The following is a 20,896-nucleotide window of genomic DNA, read 5'->3' as shown; positions in this document are numbered from 1 at the left end:
ATTCGTATCTTGGATCGCGAAGCGATTACAGCAGGGGTATCGACCTTGCGGTTGGATCGCCTGGGGTTCAATGATGAAGACCTCAAACGATTTCGCCGAGCGATCACGAGGCCATACGGCATGGTATTGGTAACCGGTCCGACCGGAAGTGGAAAGACTACCACCCTCTATGCTGCGATCACTGAGATGAACATCAAGGAAGACAAGCTGATTACCATTGAAGATCCGGTGGAGTATCAGTTGCCCGGCGTCGTGCAGATTCCGGTCAACGAGAAAAAAGGACTGACCTTTGCGCGAGGGCTGCGATCGATCCTGCGCCATGATCCGGATAAAATCATGGTCGGTGAGATTCGTGATGCCGAGACGGCACAGATTGCCATTCAGTCCGCCCTTACGGGCCATCTAGTGCTGACCACCGTCCACGCCAACAACGTCTTCGACGTGATTGGTCGATTCGCTTCAATGGGCATTGATGCCTACAACTTCCTGGCCGCGCTGAACTGCGTGTTGGCACAGCGGCTCGTCCGGATTTCTTGTCCTTCTTGCCGACTGCCAATCAAAATTGAGAAATCGCTCGCGGAAGAATCAGGGCTCGATTATGAAGAATACAAGGACCTGACGCTTTATCAAGGGAAAGGCTGTCACGACTGCCATGGGACGGGCTACCGAGGACGAAAATGCATCACCGAGTTTCTTGATTTGACGGACGAAATCAAGGAGATGATTCTTGCCGAGCGCCCGCTTTCGGAAATCCGGTATCGTGCTGTCACCGCCGGCATGATTACATTGCGGCAGTCTGCACTGAAGAAAGTGCTGGCTGGGGATACGACCCTGCACGAGATCAATCGTGTCACATTCAGTGAAGAGAGCTAGCCCATGTGGGAATTTGCCGCCAGTCGACCACGTCTCTGTGTCAAGATCGGGGCTCAGGCACTGGCATGCGTGGAAGCATCGAGGAATTGGCGAGGCAGACCTCGCTACCGTTGTCTGCTCTCGCCCGCGCCGACCGGAGCGGTGAAGCTCACGCCGGTTGAGTTGAATTTGACCGACGTGACGGTAGTGGAAAATCGCCTCCGATCGTTTGCCGGACCGAATCGCGACTTGCGTGTTGGTGGGCACGTGATGGTGGCCGACATACCTCGCCCGATCACACTGCTTTTGTCAGACCTGTCCGTTCGCGCCACTGTGGTGCATCTCGATCAATTTCCTGATCAACCTGATGAGCAAGAGGCGTTGGTCCGATGGCGTCTTGGTCAGGAGCAACTCTTCCCTCTCGCTGGCGTCAAGGTGTTCTGGCAAGTCTTTCCTCCTGAACGGCCGAGTCACCAGAGGACTTATGCGGTCCTGGTTGTCGCGATTCAAGAATCGGTACTGAACCAGTATGAGGCGGTGTGTGAATCGGCTGGATTGGTCACCCAACGGATTGGAGTCTGCAGTTTGAGGCTCTTCAATCTATGGTTGAAAGCTTCAAAGGGTCGTCGGCTAGATCATGATCTCCTGTGGATAAGCGTGTTGGATGGAGGGCTGACATGCCTGATTCTGCATGAGGGGCGTGTCGTATTTGTGCGAAGCAAACGCCTGGAAGGAGGGCCCGTCCAGTTGGACGAAGAAGCCGGGGCCGAGTTCGCGAATAGCATTGTGAAGGAATGTGCGGCCTCCCTCTATATGTGTCATGAACATCATCCTCAGCTTGCCGTGAAACAGGTGATCTATGCCAGCGACCATCCGCTGTCTGCTTTAGACGCGGCATTCAACCGGGAACTTGCTGTTTCGATAGAGCAGTGTGATTGGGAGCAGGTCGAAGCATTGGGATGGAAGTATGATGGCGGAAGCACATCCCTGGCCGCATTTCCCGTTCTGGCAGGAGTGATTTAATCATGACGCCAAGGAACATGCCAAGCATTCTTGGTGGACGCATGAGTCTTTTCCCTAAATGGTTTCGGAAGCGATCCTATTTCCACATCGAACTCAGTAGCCGATATCGCTGGTACCTGGCCCCCCTCCGACTCGTCCTCATGACGACCTGTGGGGTGTTGGGTGTCATGATGATGTGGGACCTTGTTCAGACGAGCATGACTTATCAAGAAGCATATGCAATTCAAGCGCGTATCACACATGTACAGGAGCAGGATCAACAGGTGTTGGTGGAAGCAAAAAGCCAGGAAATTGATCTCTCGGAATCGTCCCTCCAACGGTTGCCCGCTGAAGTGGCGTTAGCCAACCAATTGCTCGCAAAGCGTCATTTCTCTTGGACACAATTTCTCTCCGGTCTTGAGGAAGTGATTCCACCACGCGTGGCCATTGAGAGTGTCCGTCTCGATCCGGGTAGCGCGGTTATTCATCTCACTGGATCTGCCGTCAGCCTTGAAGACATCACGGCACTCACGGTGAAGTTGCAAGACCACCAGATCTTCAGAGACCCAGTTCTTGGACAGCACCGTGCAGGATCGACTGGGTTAGTGGAATTTGATCTGATGCTCAAGTACCGGCCTGCCCAGGGCATCTAGCGCGAACGATGAATATGATTACTCAACAACTGCGAGGCCCTTACGCCCCATTGATCCCGTGGTGCCTCATTATCATCGCCCTCTTTGCCGCACTATTGTTGGTCCATACGATCGGGCTCGAGGGGGCGGAACAACATAGAGCTCAGTTGGAATCAGAGTGGATGCAGGCTCGCCAGCGGCTGACACATCTCAAGGAGGCTAAGAAAGCGCGCCAGGATCTCGTCGAAGTCTGGTCTGTCTTGCCGTTCGAACGGGACTTTGCCCCCCTGGCGTTGGGTATCACCGAGGAAGCCAAGCGAAATCGTGTCACTCTCCCGGCGTTATCCTATAAAACTGAAGCTACGCCGGTGGCTAAGACCAGCAAGGGAATTCTTCAGGGAACTATGACCGGTCGCTATGAAGATCTTCGTCGGTTTCTTTACGAACTGGAGACTGCAGAGGAGTGGATCATCATCGAGGATCTCGATCTGGTGCGTCCGGCCAGTCAGCATGAACAGACGCTGACGTTCAACATCAAGATTTCGACCTTCTTGCGGAATGAACCGGGGGTCGTCACGGTTCAATAGGCGTTGGGTTATGACGGGTGATCGAAAAAAGATTCTGGTGCTCATCGTGTTGGCCCTGCTCTGGGGGGGGGTGATTGCCAGACAGTGGTTGACGGCGGCAGAACCGACTCGAGTTCCGTTGACGAACGTGACAGGGCTTACCACCGTCACAAGCTCGTTACGGGCTCCTGCGGGGGGATTGCAAGTCCACCTTGATCTCCTCGCGGCCGCACGGACCCAACGAGCAATGGCCTTCACAGCTCCACGAAACATCTTTGCCCTGCCACGCGTTGATGGTCAGCCGATTAGTAGCGCAAGCCAGGAGATTGTCGATGTGACCTCGGATGAAGCCGCGCGCCAACAAACTGTGGTCAGCGTACTCTCGCAGTTCCGCTATCTCGGATTTATCCGGATGGAACAAGATCGACGACCCAATGCTGCGATGGCCGTACTGACAAGGGATGATGATGTGCATGTGGTCAGAGCCGGACAGACCGTTGTCGATCAGGTGATCGTCAAAACCATTACTCCCGACAGCGTCACGCTTCAGGATCGTGCGTCCCGCCTAGAACAGATGGTTCCCCTTTCGGAGGAGACTGTAGGACAGCCCTGATGGTCCCCTCTTGGCCTCGAAGTATGCAATCTAATCTGAGAAGCGAAGGTGGTGTGACCTACATAATGCTGATGTGTGCGATCGTTCTCATCGGTATTGTCACGAGTATGGCAGCCAAGCAGTGGAAGATCATGGTGCAGCGAGAATTAGAGGCGGATCTCCTGGCCAGGGGGATCGAAATCCAGCAGGCGCTGGCACTGTATTCAACCACGATGAAGGCGGGACGTGTGATCCAGGGAGAAGTATATCCTCAATCGCTGGCGGACCTCACTCGACTTCCGAGGCCATTTCTGCGAAAAGTTTACCTGGATCCCATGGGACACGGAGAGTGGGACTACCTCCGGTCTCCGACAGGAGGTCTCATGGGCGTGAAAAGTCGGAGCAAGGCAAAGCCGATTCGCCAACATGAGTTTCCTCCCGAGGTGCGTCATTTCGAAGGACGGACGAGGTATGATGAGTGGATCTTTCAGTATCCTAACCCTTCCTCAGCCAGCCTGATCCCGCAGGCTCCTCAAGCTACTGGGCCAACTCCATCCGTTCCTTCTCCGCCAATTCAGCCCGGTGGGTCAGGCGTTCCCACGCCCACGGGCCAACCGCCTCAGGGACAGATGTGAGGGAGTTCCTGACGAGCGTGTCCGTGTAGATGAACCAAGTATGAGAGGAGATCTCGAATGCGGGTTCTGATCACCGGTGAGGCGGGATTCCATGGCAGCCATCTGTCGGATCTTTTAGTCGAGAACGGACACTCCGTCATCAGATAATCTGGTGACCGGTGAATAACCAACATCGCCCATCTGCCCGGCCACGAACGGTTTTCCTTGTACCGTTGAATGTTTCCGCAAGGTGCCGTTGCACGAGCCTTCCTTTTCCCATCAGTGGACACCGCGATCGATCGGTTAAGGGGGGGCTGTCTTGGCTTGACCACTCTGAAACTCCCACGGTATCCTGTGCCGTTGTCTTCGGAAGAGGATCTTAAGGTTCTCACATGCTGAACCCTGCCAACCAACCCGCCACGATGCGGGATGCAAAGGAATCTCCCGCTGAATCGGAGACATCGATCAAACCGATTCCCGAGTATGTAATCGAATTAGTCACGCGTGCGAGAAACGCCGCAGGCCGATTGGCCACCCTTTCGACGTCGGTGAAAAACCAGGCCTTAACGGCGATGGCTGACGCGTTGGAAGAACAGACCGAAGCGTTGTTAGCTGCGAATGAGCAGGACTTAGAGGCATTCGGGACCGCGCCGGACAAGAAACCGATGGCCGACCGTCTTCGATTGACGAAGGAGCGGATTACGGAAATGGCGGCTGGAATCCGGGAAGTCGCGAAACTGCCAGATCCCGTGGGCGACATGTCCAGGATGTGGACAAGACCGAACGGCATGCACGTGGGACGGGTGCGGGTTCCGATCGGCGTGATCGGCATCATCTATGAATCACGTCCGAATGTGACCGCCGATTCTGCCGCTCTCTGCTTGAAGTCCGGCAATGCCTGCGTCTTGCGAGGCGGAAGTGAGGCGATCCACTCCAACACGGCGATTGCCAACGTGCTGTCGCAAACGGCGGAGAAGTTCGGGATTCCGGCCGGTGCCATCACGTTTGTTGAACGGCCGGATCGTGAACTCATTCCGATCCTCCTCAAGCAAGATCGCCATATTGATTTGATTATCCCTCGAGGGGGCGAATCTTTGATGAGAATTGTCATGGAACACGCCACGATCCCCGTCATCAAGCATGACGCCGGTGTCTGCCATACGTACGTGGATAGTGATGCCGACCCGGTCATGGCGGAGCGGGTCTGTTTCAATGCCAAGGTCCAGCGGCCTGCCACGTGCAATGCGATGGAGACGCTGTTGGTTCATCAAGGGATTGCGCGGACGTGGCTTGCGCCGTTCATCGAGAAGCTTATGGCGGCCAAGGTCGAAGTACGCGGGTGTCCGAAGACCTGTCAGTTGGCTCCCGCCGCTAAACCTGCGAGTGAAGCAGATTTCGGTAAGGAGTTTTTGGACCTGACCTTGGCCGTCAAGGTCGTGAAAAACATGGATGAAGCAATGGAACACATTACTCGGTACGGATCCCGCCACACGGAATCCATCATCACGACCGACTACGCCAAAGCGATGCGATTTCTCCGAGAAGTCGATGCCAGCGCTGTGCTGGTGAATGCATCCACGCGCCTCAACGATGGCTTCCAATTCGGGTTGGGAGCGGAAATCGGGATCAGCACGTCGCGCATTCATGCGCGGGGTCCGATGGGATTGGAAGAGTTAACCTGCTTCAAGTTCATCGTCATGGGGAGCGGCCAACTCCGCGAGTAGATGTCGCCCGACCCCGTTCGTCTCGCTCTGACTCATCTCCAGTTCCCTGCCAATTCCCCCTTCGCGCAAGATCTTGAACAAGCGGGCGGACGAGTCGTGCGCCAGGCCTCCGGCCATCTTGTCTTCTATCGTCCCGATGGTCGGCGGTTTCTCGCGGCTGATCCAGCTGGGAGTCCGTTACATGAATGTGAGTGGAGTCAGAATTCATCAGGTCAGGTCCAGTTGCTTCGGACGCGGATGCGACTTGATTGGGGACAATGGGTTGGCATAAGGCCGGCTGGTTTGGTGAACGAGACCAGCCTTAACCTTTCCCATAAGCCGGGATGGCAACGACTGACGGCGGACAGTCTTCGGCATATGGCGGCGCAGGCCATGGGGGTCCCCATCGAGGAAGTTCGGTTCTTCTACGGGGATGACGATCTGGTGGTCGATGCAAGAGGCCAGGCCATCATCCGTCATAAGAAAGATGCCTTCTACGTATTGGAGACCGAAGGATTTGAACGAACACGGTTCATGTCCTGCATGGGTGCCATGCATTGGGACGGGATCGATTTCCTGCCGGTGGTCGAACTTTTCAAATCGCTGTTGCCGGGCACTGGTTCGGCAGCATTCGAACTGATCCGCGGTCTCTATGACGATCAGAATCAAGGTCAACCGGTTCCACGGCCCTTGCGCTATCGAGGTATTCCGACCTATCCGTCTGAAGCGGCGTTCCGTCTGTTTAGCAGTTTCTTTACCCCGCAGGCTCCGCCAGGGCATGATCCTTTGACCTTGTTCATGGACCAGGATCGGTCTCATCAAGTAATCTGGGTACCGGCAATGCATCCTCCTCTGCGGTTCTTCGACGACGCGCAACGAGCTTGTCTGACTGTGCAGGGCGGCGTACTCCAAAAGGTCACCATGGCGGACGACCCGACCGGCCTTCCCTATGTGAATCCCAAAGGTCGGCGTACGGTGCCATTCGATCGAAGCCTCACCGTGGCGGGAGACAGAATCGTATTGAGAGATCGTGAAAACGAAATGGTGCTTTTGCCAAGTCAACCACTCGAGGAAGCGACTGCGAGTGCTGACTGTCGTGAAGTAAGCCGGACGGATTGGCGTTCTGTCTTTGCGTGTGAAATGCCGCCGATCCGCGCTGTGGAAGCGTTTAGTGCAGTACTGTTCTATCCGGACGATGACCAGCCGATTGGAGAGCTGGCAGCCCAACCGTTCGTGGCGGATTATCTTCAAGATCTGGCCGAGCAGGACCGCGAAATCGGCGCAATGATCTCTCGTGCTGAACATATCTTGATCGACAATGGAGACGCCGTGATTACAACCTGTATTCCGTTCGATCGCCCCCGCGACTATACGGTGCACGTCCACCATCCGGCATTTGCTCAGAGGCAGGCCCAGCAACTCTGGACCATCTCGGCGGACCTTCAGCGGTGGGATTGGCTTGAACGGATTCGCTTTCTTCCCGTCGAATCGTTTCCTGAGACTACGATCCAACAACGCTATGATCTCATTTATGACTGGGTGCCGCTGCATTTATATGATCAACCGGCGAGACTGAGTGAACACGTGAGGATCGTACGCCGACTCTTGCAAACTAAGGGACATGCCTTCCTGGTAGGTCCGGTGGACCTGGCTGGGCCTCTGATGCAAGAGCGAATGGCGCTTCGTTGGCAAGAGGGGGTTGAAAATCTCCCAACATTTCGGATGCATCGGAGTATTCTGCCGAAGGCAAAGCTCAGGAATAAGCTTACGCTTTTTCACGTCACCACAGCGTAGGGCAATGATCTTTGCGGTTGATACCATTGCCTTGACAGAGTCAGTCCTGCCTCGTTAAGATGTCCTAGCCTTTAAAGCTCATCCTGCGAGGTGAGCAAGGAGTGGACGATGCATCGCGGTCTCACCCGTCCGCGGAAGTTCCGGTCAACCTTCTCTTCCATGATGGAGGGGAAGGTTTTTTTATGCCCACAATTTCGATGACAACCACGACGCACAGCGATAGACAGCAGGAACGGTTGGTCATGGACGCGGGCGATATCGCCCGAGCCTTGACTCGCATTGCGCACGAGATTCTGGAGCGGAACAAGGGTGTCCACGGTCTGGCCTTGGTCGGCATTCGAACCGGCGGAGTCTATTTGGCGCATCGGTTGGTGCGGCGTATTCAGGACATCGAAGGAGCGACCGTCCCGATCGGCGAGTTGGACATCACGCTCTATCGAGACGACCTGTCCTTGCGGAAAGAGCAGCCGAAATTACGGAAGACGTCAGTGCCTTTCGATATCTCGGATAAGATCATCGTCTTAGTGGATGACGTCTTGTTTACCGGGCGAACGATCCGTGCTGCGATGGATGGATTGATCGATCTCGGGCGTCCAGCCGAAATCCAATTGGCGGTCCTGGTGGATCGCGGCCATCGCCAATTGCCGATTAAAGCCAGTTATATCGGGAAGAACTTGCCGACCTCTCGAGATGAAAAAGTGCAGGTCATGCTCGAAGAAAACGGCGAAGACGACCGTGTCGTGATTCTGAAGGCCTGAAGGGGAGGACGCGATGAGCCTCAAACGCAAAGATCTTCTGAGTCTTGCCCCGCTGTCGGTTGATGAGATTCGGTTGATCCTCGAGACTGCCGATTCTTTCAAGGAAGTCACGGGCCGCGAAATCAAGAAAGTCCCGGCGCTTCGAGGCCGGACCGTTGTGAATTTATTCTTTGAGCCGAGCACCAGAACACGCACGTCGTTCGAGCTGGCCGCGAAGCGACTTAGTGCGGATGTCATCAATTTTTCGCCGTCGTCGAGCAGCGTGGTAAAGGGTGAAACGTTGTTGGACACGGCCCGCAATATCGAAGCGATGCAGGCGGATATTATTGTGTTACGTCACTCGTCGGCAGGCGCGGCTGAGACACTCGCCTGCGGAGTGAAGTCGTCGGTGATCAATGCGGGCGACGGCTGGCACGAACATCCAACTCAAGCGCTCCTCGATCTGTACACAATTCGCGAACGGGGCATGGCGTTTGAGGGATTGCGAGTCGCGATCGTCGGTGATGTTGCCCATAGTCGAGTCGCTCGGTCGAATATTTATGCCTTGACCAAACTGGGAGCCGAAGTTCGGCTGGTTGGTCCACCGACGATGATGCCACATGGAGTAGAAAAGCTGGGCGCCCGAGTCTTCTACGACTTAGATGAATCGTTGGAGGGTGTACAGGTGATCATGATGTTGCGACTCCAGTTGGAGCGGCAGGGACGTGCACTGTTCCCAACGATTCGCGAATATGCGCGATTGTACGGGTTAACAGCGGAGCGGGTGAAAATCGCCGACCCTGGAGCGATCGTCATGCATCCGGGTCCGATTAACCGGGGGGTGGAGATCGCGCCTGAGGTGGCCGATAGTCTGTCCTCAGTGATCCTCGAACAAGTCGCCAATGGCGTGGCGGTACGCATGGGCATCCTCTATCTGATGTCGGGAGCCAACTAAATCGTGACCATCTTAATCCGTGGGGGGCGAGTCATCGATCCTGGGCGCCTCAATGCAGTGGCGGACGTCCTTCTTGAAGGCGGAAAGATCGCGGCGGTCGGTCGGAATCTCACCGCGCCTCGCGGTGCGACGATCATCGATGCGAAAGGTCGGCTGGTGCTTCCAGGTTTTGTCGATCTCCATGTCCATTTCCGTGAGCCGGGCTTTGAATATAAAGAAACGATCCAGAGCGGGGCGGCGGCAGCGGTTGCTGGTGGGTTTACGACCGTGTGTTGCATGCCGAATACGAATCCGGTGAACGACAATCAAGCGATCACCGAATTCATGCTGGAGCGGGCCCGGGAAGCTGGGCTGGCGAACGTGCTGCCGATTGGAGCCATCACCAAAGGGTCGGAAGGTAAAGAGCTGGCGGAGATCGGCGACCTGCGCCGTGCCGGCTGTGTGGCAATCTCCGATGATGGCCGACCGGTCATGAATAGTCTCGTCATGCGGCGTGCCATGGAGTATGCAATGGCGTTCGATGTCCCGGTGGTGGACCATTGCGAAGATTTGCACCTGACCGAAGGCGGTTGTATGAATGAAGGACTGGTGTCGACGGAGCTGGGGCTCCCGGGCATCCCGGCGGCGGCCGAAGATGTGATGGTCGGGCGCAATGTGGCGCTGGCAGAATTGACCGGCGCGCGGCTTCATCTTGCCCATATCAGCACGGAGGGATCGGTGCGGATGGTGCGCGAGGCGAAGTCCCGCGGTATTAAAGTGACGGCGGAAGCCTGTCCCCACCATTTTACGATCACGGAAGAAGTGGTTCGAGGCTATAACACCCATGCCAAAATGAACCCTCCTCTTCGAACCTGGAAAGACGTTCAGGCGATCAAGGGAGGGTTGCGTGACGGGACGATTGACGCGATTGCCACAGATCATGCGCCTCACGCTACGCAGGAAAAACAGCAGGGATTCACTGACGCGCCCTTCGGGATCGTTGGATTGGAAACGGCGTGGCCCTTGACGCTCGCTCTGGTCGAAGAGGGAATTTTGTCTCTCGAAGCCGCGGTCGAGAAACTCAGTACCGCTCCTGCGAAAGCGTTCGGGTTGTCGAAGGGGACTTTGGTGGTGGGGGCGGACGCGGACGTGGTTGTGGCGGACCCGCAGGAGCCATGGGAAGTCGATCCGGCAAAGTTTCGGTCGAAAAGCCGGAATACGCCGTTCGCGGGATGGAAAGTCAAAGGGCGGATCAAGACGACGATCGTCGGAGGCCGCGTGGTGTTCGAAACCACTCAGGCTGAACAGTCGTAGGGCAATGCGTGGATCCCGATGGGGAATGGTCGTGTGCTTCACCCTTGAGCTCGTGGCTCTTGGAGTGTGGGTTGGAGGATTACTGGTACTGATCGGTGCGGTAATACCGGCGGTGTTTAATACGTTTGGCGGTCAGGATGCCGGAGGATTATTCCTGACTCGAACATTTGAAGGATTCAATCGTTTTGTCCTGGGAGCCCTCACGGTCTTATCGGCTGCAACGTGGTATCGCTGGTGGAGCGGTGACCCAGCGGTCCGGGTCGATCGAGGCGAAACCCTGGTGCTGATGCTGATGATCCTTGTCGCAGGAATTATTATCGTTGTTCTGCATCCGTATGCTGCGTCGCTTCAAGCCCAGGCTTTTGCCGCGAAAGGTGAAGTGGCGAGAAAGGCAGCCCTCGAGGAATTTTTTCGGATTCATATGCCGGTTCGGTCCCTGTACATGGTGAATCTGTTTCTTGGCATTGTACTGCTGGGAATGAAAGCGAAGCGATCGATCCGGTGGGAGAGCATGTAACCATGGCGCGCGCATTATTGGCACTCGCCGACGGAACGGTATTCGAAGGACGTGCACTCGGCCATGAAGGAGAAACGGTCGGTGAAGTCGTGTTCAACACCGCCATGACCGGTTATCAAGAGGTACTGACCGATCCCTCGTACAAAGGTCAGATCATCACGATGACCTGTCCCCACATCGGGAATTACGGCGTAACTCCGGAGGATCGCGAATCACGTCGCGTATGGGCAGAAGGGTTCATTGTTAAGGAGGCGAGCCGGTTGGCGAGTAATTGGCGTAGCCGTCAGCGTGTACATGAGTACTTGTGCGAGGCAAAGATTGTGGCGATCGAAGGACTGGATACCAGGGCGTTGACAAGGCATTTGCGTGAACATGGAGCGCAACAGGGAATCATCACGCATCAGGATGGGGATGCTGCTCGAATCGTGGAGCGGGCGAAAAAGGCCCCGAGTATCATTGGGCGTGATCTGGCTGCAGAAGTGACCTGCACACATGCCTACCAGTGGGCCGATGGATCTGGTGAATGGGTTCCGGAGTTGACGGAGGTTACCACGCGGCCAACACGACGCTGGCGCGTCGTTGCCTACGATTTTGGGGTGAAGCAGAACATCCTGCGTCGATTGGTTGATGTGGGGTGTGAGGTCACAGTGGTGCCAGCGTCAACGACGGCTACAGAGGTTGAGGCTTTGAAACCGGAGGGGATCTTCCTCTCGAACGGGCCTGGTGATCCGGAAGGGGTTCCCTATGCGATGGAGGCTGTCCGGACGCTCATCGGTCGTTATCCAATATTCGGAATCTGCTTGGGTCATCAGATTCTCGGCCTCGCGCTCGGCCTCAAGACCTACAAGCTGAAGTTTGGTCACCATGGGGCGAATCATCCAGTGCTGGATCTTCGAACACGGAAGGTCGAAATTACATCTCAGAATCATAACTTTGCTGTGCAGGTGCCAACTCCGATCAGTTCCATACCGGACAGGCCGCCCATCGTCGATACGACGTTCGGCAAGGTTGCAATTACGCACCTGAGTCTGAACGATCAGTCCATCGAAGGACTGGTCTGCCTGGATCGTCCTGTCTTCTCGGTGCAGTATCATCCGGAAGCGTCTCCAGGACCACATGATTCTGCGTATTTGTTCACCGAATTTATACAGTTAATGGAGAAGACTTATGCGTAAAGTCTGTTCTGTGCTACGTGTACTCGGTGCCGTCAGCCTCATTGGATTGCAAGCTGGCTGTATTACGATCAATTTGCTCGAACCATCGGGCCCAGTTCAGGAGGTGCAGCTCAGCGGGACCGGCGACGGCAAGGTGCTGTTGCTCGATTTTTCAGGGCTGATCAGTTCGCAAGACAAGGATGGGTTGATACCCCAACCTAACATGCTTGCCACATTCAAAGAGGAACTGACGCGAGCATCGAAGGATGAGAAGATCAAGGCTATGGTGGTTCGGATCAACAGCCCCGGGGGAACGGTGACGGCCTCGGATATCATGTACCACGAGTTGAAGGAGTTTAAGACCAAGAAGAAGATTCCCGTGATCGCGTCAATGATGGATGTGGCCGCTTCTGGCGGATATTACTTGGCTATGGCCAGTGATACCGTCCTCGTCCATCCATCGACGGTCACCGGTAGCATTGGGGTGATCATGCTCACCGTGAATGCCAAGGGGCTTTTGGAAAAGGTCGGAGTCGAAGCATCCGCCATTACATCCGGTCCTCGGAAAGACATGGGGTCTCCGTTTCGAATGATGACTCTTGAGGAACGAGTCATCTTCCAAAGCGTGATCGACTCTTTCTATCAACGGTTTCTTTCGGTGGTGCAGGCCGGTCGGCCCAATTTGTCAGCCGATCAGATCAAGAAACTGGCTGATGGAAGGATCTACTCGGGCGAACAGGCCAAGGCAGCCGGATTGGTCGATGAGATTGGCTACTTGGACGATGCCTTGGAACTGGCCAAAAAAAAGGCCGGACTCGCAGAGGCACGGGTTGTGACCTATGGTCGCCGGGGAGAATATCAGAACAATATCTACTCACGCCTCTTCGCACCAGGCCCTGGCTTGATGAGTATCGCCAACATCGATCTTCTCTCTATGGTTCGCGGCGGAACCCCTCAGTTCATGTATTTGTGGATGCCCTAAAGAAAGATGACCAGCGATTACAAAAGCTATCGCGCAGATGGCCCGTCGATCGAGCGCGCCTTAGCGACGTCGATCGGGCGTCGTGCCGTTTTGTATCTCGGTGCCCGTGGAGCTATGGGAGTCTGTATAGCGCTAGGGACCGGTTCCGCTCTCAGTCTCTTCAGCAGTCTGGCCGGCTGTTATCGCGCGCCGGGGACTGGACGTGACCAGCTGATTTTCTTTTCAGAAGAGAAGGAAATGCAATTCGGAATCAGCGCGTACCGTGAAGTTCTGCGTCAGGCTCGATTGAGCGAGAACCCCGATTCCAATGAAATGATCCAGCGGGTGGGGAGACGGATCGCGGATGTGGCGCGCAAACCGGAATACCAATGGGAATTTGCCGTAATCGATGATGACAAGACGGTGAACGCTTTTTGTTTGCCCGGTGGAAAAGTCGCGGTCTTTACAGGAATCCTCAAGGTAACGAAAAACGATGTCGGCTTGGCCACGGTGATGGGACACGAAATTGCTCATGCACTGCAACGCCATGGTGTGGAACGAATGAGCCGAAGCATTATCGACCAAATCGCACAACTCGGTGCCTTGGGCGCCGCAGTATCCGGTCATGCCCAAGGAGGAGCGATCCAAGGCCTTCTCGGGGCGTACGGAGTGAACGTATCCTTACCCTTCAATCGGAGACAGGAGTCTGAGGCGGATTATATCGGACTCCGGCTCATGGCCCAGGCGGGGTATGATCCCCGGGAAGCCGTTCCATTTTGGGAACGGATGAGCGGATGCCCGCGCCAGATGATCGATAAACTGTGCTTCCGATCTCAACAGGCCATCCCCGAGTTTCTTTCCACCCATCCTTCCGATGTGACTCGTATCAATCAGATTGAAGCGTGGTTACCGGACGTCCTGCCGCTCTATCACCCGCCCGACGGGGGACCAAGCACTCCGCCGCGTCCGGCGCCCTATCAGCCACCGATTGGTCCGGTCATGCCGAGAACCAGTTGATCTTTTCAAGGACTGCATGCCGAAACGCACCGACATCGAATCGATACTCCTGATCGGATCAGGCCCGATCATCATCGGCCAGGCCTGTGAATTTGACTATTCAGGAACGCAGGCCTGCAAGGCACTCAAGGAGGAGGGCTACCGGATCATCCTGATCAATAGCAATCCGGCGACGATCATGACGGATCCTGAACTAGCTGATCGTACCTACGTCGAGCCGATCACGGTCGACGTGGTCGAAAAAGTGATTGAACGGGAACGTCCCGATGCGTTGCTTCCCACAATGGGGGGACAAACGGCGCTCAATACCACGATGGGGCTGGTGAAGCGAGGAACGCTCGAAAAGTATGGCGTAAAGCTCATCGGAGCATCGGCGGAGGCCATTCATAAGGCTGAGGATCGAGAGGCGTTCAAGCAGGCGATGCAGCGAATCGGGTTGAGGGTTCCGGAGAGCGGTACCGCTCATACTCGTGGCGAAGCCCTTCGCGTACTCGACCGGGTCGGATTCCCTGCCATTGTTCGCCCGTCGTTCACCTTGGGAGGAACCGGCGGGAACATCGCCTATAACCGCGAAGAGTTCGATCGGGTTGTCGATTGGGGATTGGCGATGAGCCCTGTCAGCCAAGTGCTCATCGAACAGTCAGTGATCGGATGGAAAGAATTCGAACTCGAAGTCATGCGGGATCTGAAGGATAACGTCGTCATCGTCTGTCCCATCGAGAACCTAGACCCCATGGGCGTCCATACCGGCGACAGCATCACCGTGGCTCCGGCGATGACGCTGACGGACAAAGAGTATCAACGAATGCGGGACGCAGCCATTCGGATCATCCGCGAAATCGGTGTTGATACGGGAGGATCGAATATTCAGTTCGGGGTCAACCCGGAGAACGGCGAGATGGTCATCATCGAAATGAACCCGCGTGTTTCTCGAAGCTCAGCCCTGGCTTCGAAAGCGACGGGGTTTCCCATCGCGAAAATCGCCGCCAAGTTAGCGGTTGGCTATACGCTGGATGAGATCACCAACGACATCACAGGAGTGACCAAGGCTTCGTTCGAGCCGACGATCGACTATGTGGTCGTCAAGATTCCTCGATTTGCCTTTCAGAAATTCAGAGGAGCTGACCCGACTCTCACGACCCAGATGAAATCAGTCGGAGAAGCGATGGCGATCGGGCGGACATTCAAGGAAGCGTTGCAGAAGGCGATCCGTTCGCTCGAGTTGGACCTAAACGGGTTTGCCTCTCGGATGGGATTGGACCGCGGTATCCCTGAAGGGTTCGATCGGGAGGCCGGTGTGGAGCGCGTTCGCCAGGTGTTGCGAACGCCGATTCCGGAGCGACTTTGGCATGTGGCCGATGGGATGCGTCTCGGCCTCTCCAATGATGCGCTGTTTGCCTTGACCAAAATCGACCACTGGTTTTTGGAACAAATCAGGGAACTACTCCAGTTCGAAGACAGATTGGTGGGTCAATCTGGAAACAGGTCGGCTAGAGTTGATGACGCATTGTTGTGGGAAGCCAAGGAATTGGGTTTTGCGGATGATCGGATTGCACACTTGGTTGGTGCGACGGCAGCCGCTGTGTCGAAGCAGCGGCTCCAAGCCGCACAATCGAGAAGGGTGACGTACAAGCGGGTGGATACCTGTGCTGCAGAGTTTGAGGCCCATACTCCCTATCTTTATTCAACCTACGGAAGCGAATGCGAAGCGAGGCCGACGGACCGGAAAAAGGTGATTATTTTGGGGGGCGGGCCGAATCGAATCGGGCAAGGGATTGAATTCGACTATTGCTGCGTGCATGCAGCCATGGCCTTACGGGACGAAGGAATCGAAACGATCATGGTCAACTGTAATCCGGAAACGGTCAGTACGGATTACGATACGTCCGATCGACTCTATTTTGAGCCGCTGACAGAGGAAGATGTCCTGAACATTGTTCAGTGTGAGCAGCCGTTGGGTGTGGTCCTACAGTTTGGCGGACAGACACCGCTGAAGCTGGCCTTACCGCTGGCGAAGGCCGGTGTGCGGATCCTCGGCACAAGTCCGGACGCCATTGATCGGGCGGAAGATCGTGAGCGATTCCGTGAGCTCTTAGGCAAGCTAGGGCTACGGCAAGCTGACAGCGGGATGGCGCGATCGGTCGAGGAAGCCGTGCAGGTGGCGTCTCAGATTGCCTATCCTGTGATGGTGCGGCCTTCCTACGTTCTCGGCGGGCGGTCTATGCAGATTGTGTACGACGAAGCTGGCTTACTCGCCTATATGGGGTCTGCGGTCAAAGCGTCGCCGAAGCATCCTGTCCTGATCGATCAATACCTATCGGATGCGATAGAGGTAGATGCCGACGCCATTTCTGACGGGAAGCACGTTGTGGTCGCGGGCATCATGGAGCACATAGAGGAAGCCGGAGTGCACTCCGGTGATTCTGCTTGTTCACTACCTCCTTACTCACTCGACCAGAAGATCGTCGAGGAGATTCGCCGTCAGATGACCGCGCTGGCCCTGGAACTCGGCGTCGTAGGACTCATGAACGCCCAGTTCGCCGTGAAAGGTAATACAGTGTATGTGCTCGAGGTGAATCCTCGAGGGTCCAGGACCGTGCCGTTCGTCAGTAAAGCTATCGGGACACCACTTGCCAAACTGGCGATGAAAACGATGGTGGGAAAAAGCTTGCGAGATTTGGGATTTACCGAGGCGCGCATACCGTCCCATTTGTCGGTAAAGGAAGCGGTCTTTCCATTCACCAAATTCTCCGGAGTCGATGTGCTTTTGGGGCCTGAGATGAAATCGACTGGCGAAGTGATGGGTATTGACGGTGACTTCGGATGGGCGTTCGCCAAATCTCAAGCTGGGGCTGGAGCCACGCTACCCATAGGTGGAACGGCCTTCATCAGCGTCAAAGATTCGGATCGACCAGCGGCACTAGAAGTTGCCAAACAGCTAAGAGGGCTGGGCTTTAAAATAGAGAGCACAAGGGGTACCGCGTCGTACTTGCGTGAAAAAGGACTCGATGTTGAGACGGTCAATAAGGTAAGAGAAGGGCGTCCGCACATCGTCGACCACATTAAAAATGGGCAGATCACGTTGGTTGTTAATACGGTCAGGACCGCGTCTTCTCATCAAGACTCACTCTCCATTCGTCGCGAAGCTCTCATTAAAGGGTTAGCGTACTTTACAACAATGCGTGGAGCCCGAGCCGCGGTGATGGCTCTTGAAGCCATGCTCAAGAAGGAGTTGACAATCCGAGCGTTGCAGGAATATCACCGCCTGTCATAAAGGGATTTCGTTATCATGCCGACACCGATTACTAAAAAAGGATATGAGGCGTTGAAAGCCGAACTGGACCGACTCCGAAAAGTGGAGCGGCCTCGCGTTATCGAAGCCATTGCGGAGGCTCGTTCCCACGGTGATTTGAGCGAGAATGCCGAGTATGATGCAGCCAAAGAGCGGCAAGGATTCATCGAATCGCGGATTGCCGAGATCGAATCGAAGCTGGCCGACGCTCGAGTGATTGAAACCGCTGGCCGCACGTCGGATACCGTCGTCTTTGGTGCGACCGTTCTGGTGGTCGAACAAGAGTCTCAGTCCAAGAAACAATATACCCTTGTTGGGCAGGATGAGGCAGACATGAAATTTAACAAAATCTCAGTACAGTCGCCCGTTGGGCGCGCCCTGATCGGCAAGCGGGTGGGCGATTTTGTCGAGGTCAAGACGCCTGCCAAGTTGGTTGAATACGAAGTGGTGGAGATCCGGTTCGAGGAGTTGTAGCGTGCCGCAGGCACTGCCTCTCATTACCCTCCTGACAGACTTCGGCGATCGCGACTACTTCGTGGGAAGCATGAAAGGGGTCATCCTCACGATTAATCCACAGACGACGGTCGTCGATCTTTCCCATCATATCAGGCCACATGCCGTCGAAGAAGCTGCCTACATCTTGAAATGCTGTTACGCATCATTTCCTGATGGCACTATTCATGTTGTTGTGGTGGATCCTGGTGTGGGGAGTCTCCGCCGTCCCCTTTTGGTCAACACCGATCGATACTTCTTCCTGGCACCGGACAATGGGGTGCTGAGCTATATTTTCGATGAGGAAAGCCAGGTCGAAGTGCGAGAAATTACCAACAGACAATTTAAGTTAGAATCCGCAGGGACCACGTTCGATGGGCGAGACCTCTTCGCTCCTGCTGCTGCCTGGCTCACCAAAAATCAGCCGGTCTCAGCGTTCGGCCCGGTGGTCTGTGATGCCAAGACATTTCCGATCAGTAAACCGCGTTGGGAATCGGGAACGCTGTTGGGAGAGATCGTCTATATCGATCGATTCGGTAATCTGATTTCCAACATCTCCGCAGCCCTACTGAAGGAACTGGAGGCAGTCACGAAACGGCCGAGCCCGCTTATCCGGGTGGCCGGACATCCGATAAACGGACTTGTCGCCAGCTACAGTGAAGGCGACCGACAGAAACCCCGCGCGCTGATCAATAGCAATGGCTACCTCGAGATTTTCTTGAAAGAGGCTCATGCTGCGACTGAGCTCAAGGTCGGTTGCCGAGGGGCACTCCGACTGACTTGAACTAATACTGGGGATAGGTTGGATGCACAGTGGTAAGCAGAAAGGGGGTATCGGTTCTTGATGCAGCAGGGATTAAGACGAGGAGTTTCATACTGACCACCAAGGACGCTGCCTCGGCGTGAACAGGTTTGCGAAAGATTGCTATCTCACCACTAAAAGCTTGAACCGTTTGCATAGAGCGAATTGTTGATCGTGGCAATACCATATACGTGCAGGGTCACTCATAGCGGAGTGCATCGATTGGATTCAAGCGGGCGGCTTTATTCGATGGGTACAATCCAGAGAAGAGACCAATAATCAGCGAAAAGAACAAGGCGGTCCCAATAGATTCTGCTGTAATAATGGTGGGCCATCCAGCGACAATCGTGATGACCAGGGCTCCTAGAATGCCCACAGCGATTCCCACAAGGCCACCCAAAACGCTTAGGATCATGGCTTCAATCAGAAACTGGACCAGAATGTGGCCTCGCCTGGCACCTACTGCCACGCGAACCCCGATTTCGCAAGTCCGCTCCGCTACCGACACGAGAACAATATTCATAATGCCAATCCCGCCAACCAAAAGAGAAATAGTTGCAACGCCGATAAGTATTGATCCCATTGTCCGGTTCGTTCCTTCAGAGACGTTCATAAGTTCTAGCGGCATCATGACCGTAAAATCGTCTGCTTCGTTAGGTTCCAAGCGATGTTTTATTCTTATAGTTTGACGAATTTGTTCAACCGCTTCCGGTATGTCTTCCGGACGATGGGTCGTAACGAAAATGCGTTCAACAGTGTTCAGAAACATCCCACCATATACCTTCCGTTGGGCCGACGAGAAGGGAACATAAATCACATTGTCCGCGTCATCTCCCTCGGCCGTACTGCCCTTTGGTGAAAGTACGCCAATCACCCGGAATGGAACATTCTTGATGCGGATAATCGCTCCAATTGGATCCTCGTCCAAATCGAAAAGATTTTCGACAACAGATTGCCCAAGAACGGCGACGCGTGAAGCGGCATCCACATCCATTTGACTAATCGACTCGCCATTGGAGAGGGACCACCTGAAAAGGGTCAAGCAACTTGGACTCACGCCATTCACCGGCACATTCCAGTTCTGGTTTTTAAAAACGACCTGAGATGGATCACGTCTTCGCATACACACATTGCTTAGGAGAGAATCAATCTTCTCAAGTTCCTTGGCATCCTCGATCGTCAGGTTGACAGCGAGTCCTTGCGTTCCTCGCGCTCCAGTTTTGTTTGTAGTGCCCGGCATAACCACGATCACATTGGTCCACATCATGGTCCCCATCTCTGAGGAGATAGTAGCCCTAGCGCCCTGCCCGATGCTGCTCGTAATTATTAGAACTGCGACACCAATGGCAACCCCGAGAATCGCAAGGCCTGCTCGCAGTAGGTTCCGCCCAAGGCCACGGAAGGCAGTCAACACGCTCACTAGAAAGAAGGGGTTCACAGAATTGCTCTCTCTAAGTTGTTAGGCCACCATACATAGTTAGTCATGCCGCGAGAGGTCTATCGCGTCTTGAGTTCGATCGTTTCAGGTTTCTGGGGAAGGCATCCCACCGAGCTGTGAGGCCGCTTGGTGAGGCGTGCAGCCTACTGCGCTTATTGCTCGAATTCAATGACACAAAAGAGGGGGGACCGGATATGCAAGTATTTCATACTGATTTTCTCTGATTGGTATAAAGACATACGAATAGCTATGGGCCTTTATGACGCTCCGATTCCAGTCCCGGATACCACAGCTTCCATCCCTAGAACGTCTGCTCGGCAATCCCAACATGATGGTTCACTGCTGACCCTTTCCCCAAAACTAGACCGCTCTTAACTGGAAATCCGCCGGTTCCTGCAGCCCAGTTGTCGCCGCGTGTTCCGTAAACTCTCGGGGCGTGAGGTTCCCGAGTGAACCATGCGGCCGGTGTTCATTGTAATCGAT

Annotated in this window: 20 protein-coding genes; 19 read left to right on the top strand and 1 reads right to left on the bottom strand. The window is 55.0% G+C overall.

Going from position 1 to position 20,896, the window contains the following annotated elements; translation table 11 throughout:
• From VEI50_15060 to VEI50_14970, 19 genes are all read left to right on the top strand, one after another.
• On the top strand, window positions 1-873 hold an 873-nt coding region (locus tag VEI50_15060), incomplete at its 5' end, for a GspE/PulE family protein (GenBank protein HXX76448.1).
• A 3-nt stretch (window positions 874-876) separates the two neighbouring features.
• Window positions 877-1,875 (top strand): hypothetical protein, encoded by a 999-nt coding sequence (locus VEI50_15055; GenBank protein ID HXX76447.1) that lies wholly within the window; start codon window positions 877-879, stop codon window positions 1,873-1,875.
• A 17-nt stretch (window positions 1,876-1,892) separates the two neighbouring features.
• Window positions 1,893-2,507 (top strand): PilN domain-containing protein, encoded by a 615-nt coding sequence (locus tag VEI50_15050; GenBank protein HXX76446.1) that lies wholly within the window; start codon window positions 1,893-1,895, stop codon window positions 2,505-2,507.
• 14 nt (window positions 2,508-2,521) lie between these two features.
• Entirely contained in the window at window positions 2,522-3,073 is a 552-nt protein-coding gene (pilO, locus tag VEI50_15045) for a type 4a pilus biogenesis protein PilO (GenBank protein ID HXX76445.1), read from the top strand.
• Window positions 3,074-3,083: 10 nt separating this feature from the next.
• The gene (locus tag VEI50_15040; GenBank protein ID HXX76444.1) at window positions 3,084-3,665 is read left to right on the top strand and encodes a hypothetical protein; all 582 of its coding nucleotides are present in this window, start codon (window positions 3,084-3,086) and stop codon (window positions 3,663-3,665) included.
• Window positions 3,666-3,718: 53 nt separating this feature from the next.
• A complete protein-coding gene (locus VEI50_15035; protein ID HXX76443.1) occupies window positions 3,719-4,279 on the top strand; it encodes a type II secretion system protein in 561 nt (186 codons plus the stop codon).
• 57 nt (window positions 4,280-4,336) lie between these two features.
• On the top strand, window positions 4,337-4,426 hold the full coding sequence (locus tag VEI50_15030; protein HXX76442.1) for an NAD-dependent epimerase/dehydratase family protein: 90 nt from the start codon (window positions 4,337-4,339) through the stop codon (window positions 4,424-4,426).
• 224 nt (window positions 4,427-4,650) lie between these two features.
• On the top strand, window positions 4,651-5,982 hold the full coding sequence (locus VEI50_15025) for a glutamate-5-semialdehyde dehydrogenase (GenBank protein HXX76441.1): 1,332 nt from the start codon (window positions 4,651-4,653) through the stop codon (window positions 5,980-5,982).
• A complete protein-coding gene (locus VEI50_15020; protein ID HXX76440.1) occupies window positions 5,983-7,755 on the top strand; it encodes a hypothetical protein in 1,773 nt (590 codons plus the stop codon).
• A gap of 182 nt (window positions 7,756-7,937) precedes the next feature.
• Entirely contained in the window at window positions 7,938-8,513 is a 576-nt protein-coding gene (pyrR, locus tag VEI50_15015; GenBank protein HXX76439.1) for a bifunctional pyr operon transcriptional regulator/uracil phosphoribosyltransferase PyrR, read from the top strand.
• A 13-nt stretch (window positions 8,514-8,526) separates the two neighbouring features.
• Window positions 8,527-9,447, top strand: a complete 921-nt coding sequence (locus VEI50_15010; protein HXX76438.1) for an aspartate carbamoyltransferase catalytic subunit — start codon at window positions 8,527-8,529, stop codon at window positions 9,445-9,447.
• 3 nt (window positions 9,448-9,450) lie between these two features.
• On the top strand, window positions 9,451-10,740 hold the full coding sequence (locus VEI50_15005; protein HXX76437.1) for a dihydroorotase: 1,290 nt from the start codon (window positions 9,451-9,453) through the stop codon (window positions 10,738-10,740).
• Window positions 10,741-10,744: 4 nt separating this feature from the next.
• Window positions 10,745-11,257 carry a DUF4149 domain-containing protein gene (locus tag VEI50_15000; protein HXX76436.1) on the top strand — a complete coding sequence of 171 codons (513 nt, stop codon included), beginning with the start codon at window positions 10,745-10,747 and terminating at the stop codon, window positions 11,255-11,257.
• Between the two features lie 2 nt (window positions 11,258-11,259).
• Window positions 11,260-12,432: a glutamine-hydrolyzing carbamoyl-phosphate synthase small subunit gene (gene carA, locus VEI50_14995; GenBank protein HXX76435.1), complete on the top strand. Its 1,173-nt coding sequence runs from the start codon at window positions 11,260-11,262 to the stop codon at window positions 12,430-12,432.
• Entirely contained in the window at window positions 12,425-13,393 is a 969-nt protein-coding gene (sppA, locus tag VEI50_14990; protein HXX76434.1) for a signal peptide peptidase SppA, read from the top strand. Before carA ends, sppA begins: the two co-directional genes overlap by 8 nt.
• 6 nt (window positions 13,394-13,399) lie before the next feature.
• The gene (locus tag VEI50_14985) at window positions 13,400-14,389 is read left to right on the top strand and encodes a M48 family metallopeptidase (protein ID HXX76433.1); all 990 of its coding nucleotides are present in this window, start codon (window positions 13,400-13,402) and stop codon (window positions 14,387-14,389) included.
• 16 nt (window positions 14,390-14,405) lie between these two features.
• Window positions 14,406-17,663 carry a carbamoyl-phosphate synthase large subunit gene (carB, locus tag VEI50_14980; protein ID HXX76432.1) on the top strand — a complete coding sequence of 1,086 codons (3,258 nt, stop codon included), beginning with the start codon at window positions 14,406-14,408 and terminating at the stop codon, window positions 17,661-17,663.
• A gap of 15 nt (window positions 17,664-17,678) precedes the next feature.
• Entirely contained in the window at window positions 17,679-18,155 is a 477-nt protein-coding gene (gene greA / locus VEI50_14975) for a transcription elongation factor GreA (protein HXX76431.1), read from the top strand.
• 1 nt (window position 18,156) lies between these two features.
• Entirely contained in the window at window positions 18,157-18,957 is an 801-nt protein-coding gene (locus VEI50_14970; GenBank protein HXX76430.1) for an SAM-dependent chlorinase/fluorinase, read from the top strand.
• A 217-nt stretch (window positions 18,958-19,174) separates the two neighbouring features.
• Here the strand turns inward: VEI50_14970 and VEI50_14965 are convergent, their stop codons facing one another.
• Window positions 19,175-20,389 carry an ABC transporter permease gene (locus VEI50_14965; GenBank protein ID HXX76429.1) on the bottom strand — a complete coding sequence of 405 codons (1,215 nt, stop codon included), beginning with the start codon at window positions 20,387-20,389 and terminating at the stop codon, window positions 19,175-19,177.
• Window positions 20,390-20,896: the final 507 nt, after the last annotated feature.

The sequence above is a fragment of the Nitrospiraceae bacterium genome (assembly GCA_035623075.1).
Taxonomy (GTDB): domain Bacteria; phylum Nitrospirota; class Nitrospiria; order Nitrospirales; family Nitrospiraceae; genus DASPUC01.
The sequence above is the reverse complement of the archived record's forward strand: the minus strand, read 5'-3'. Positions and strand labels throughout refer to the sequence as shown.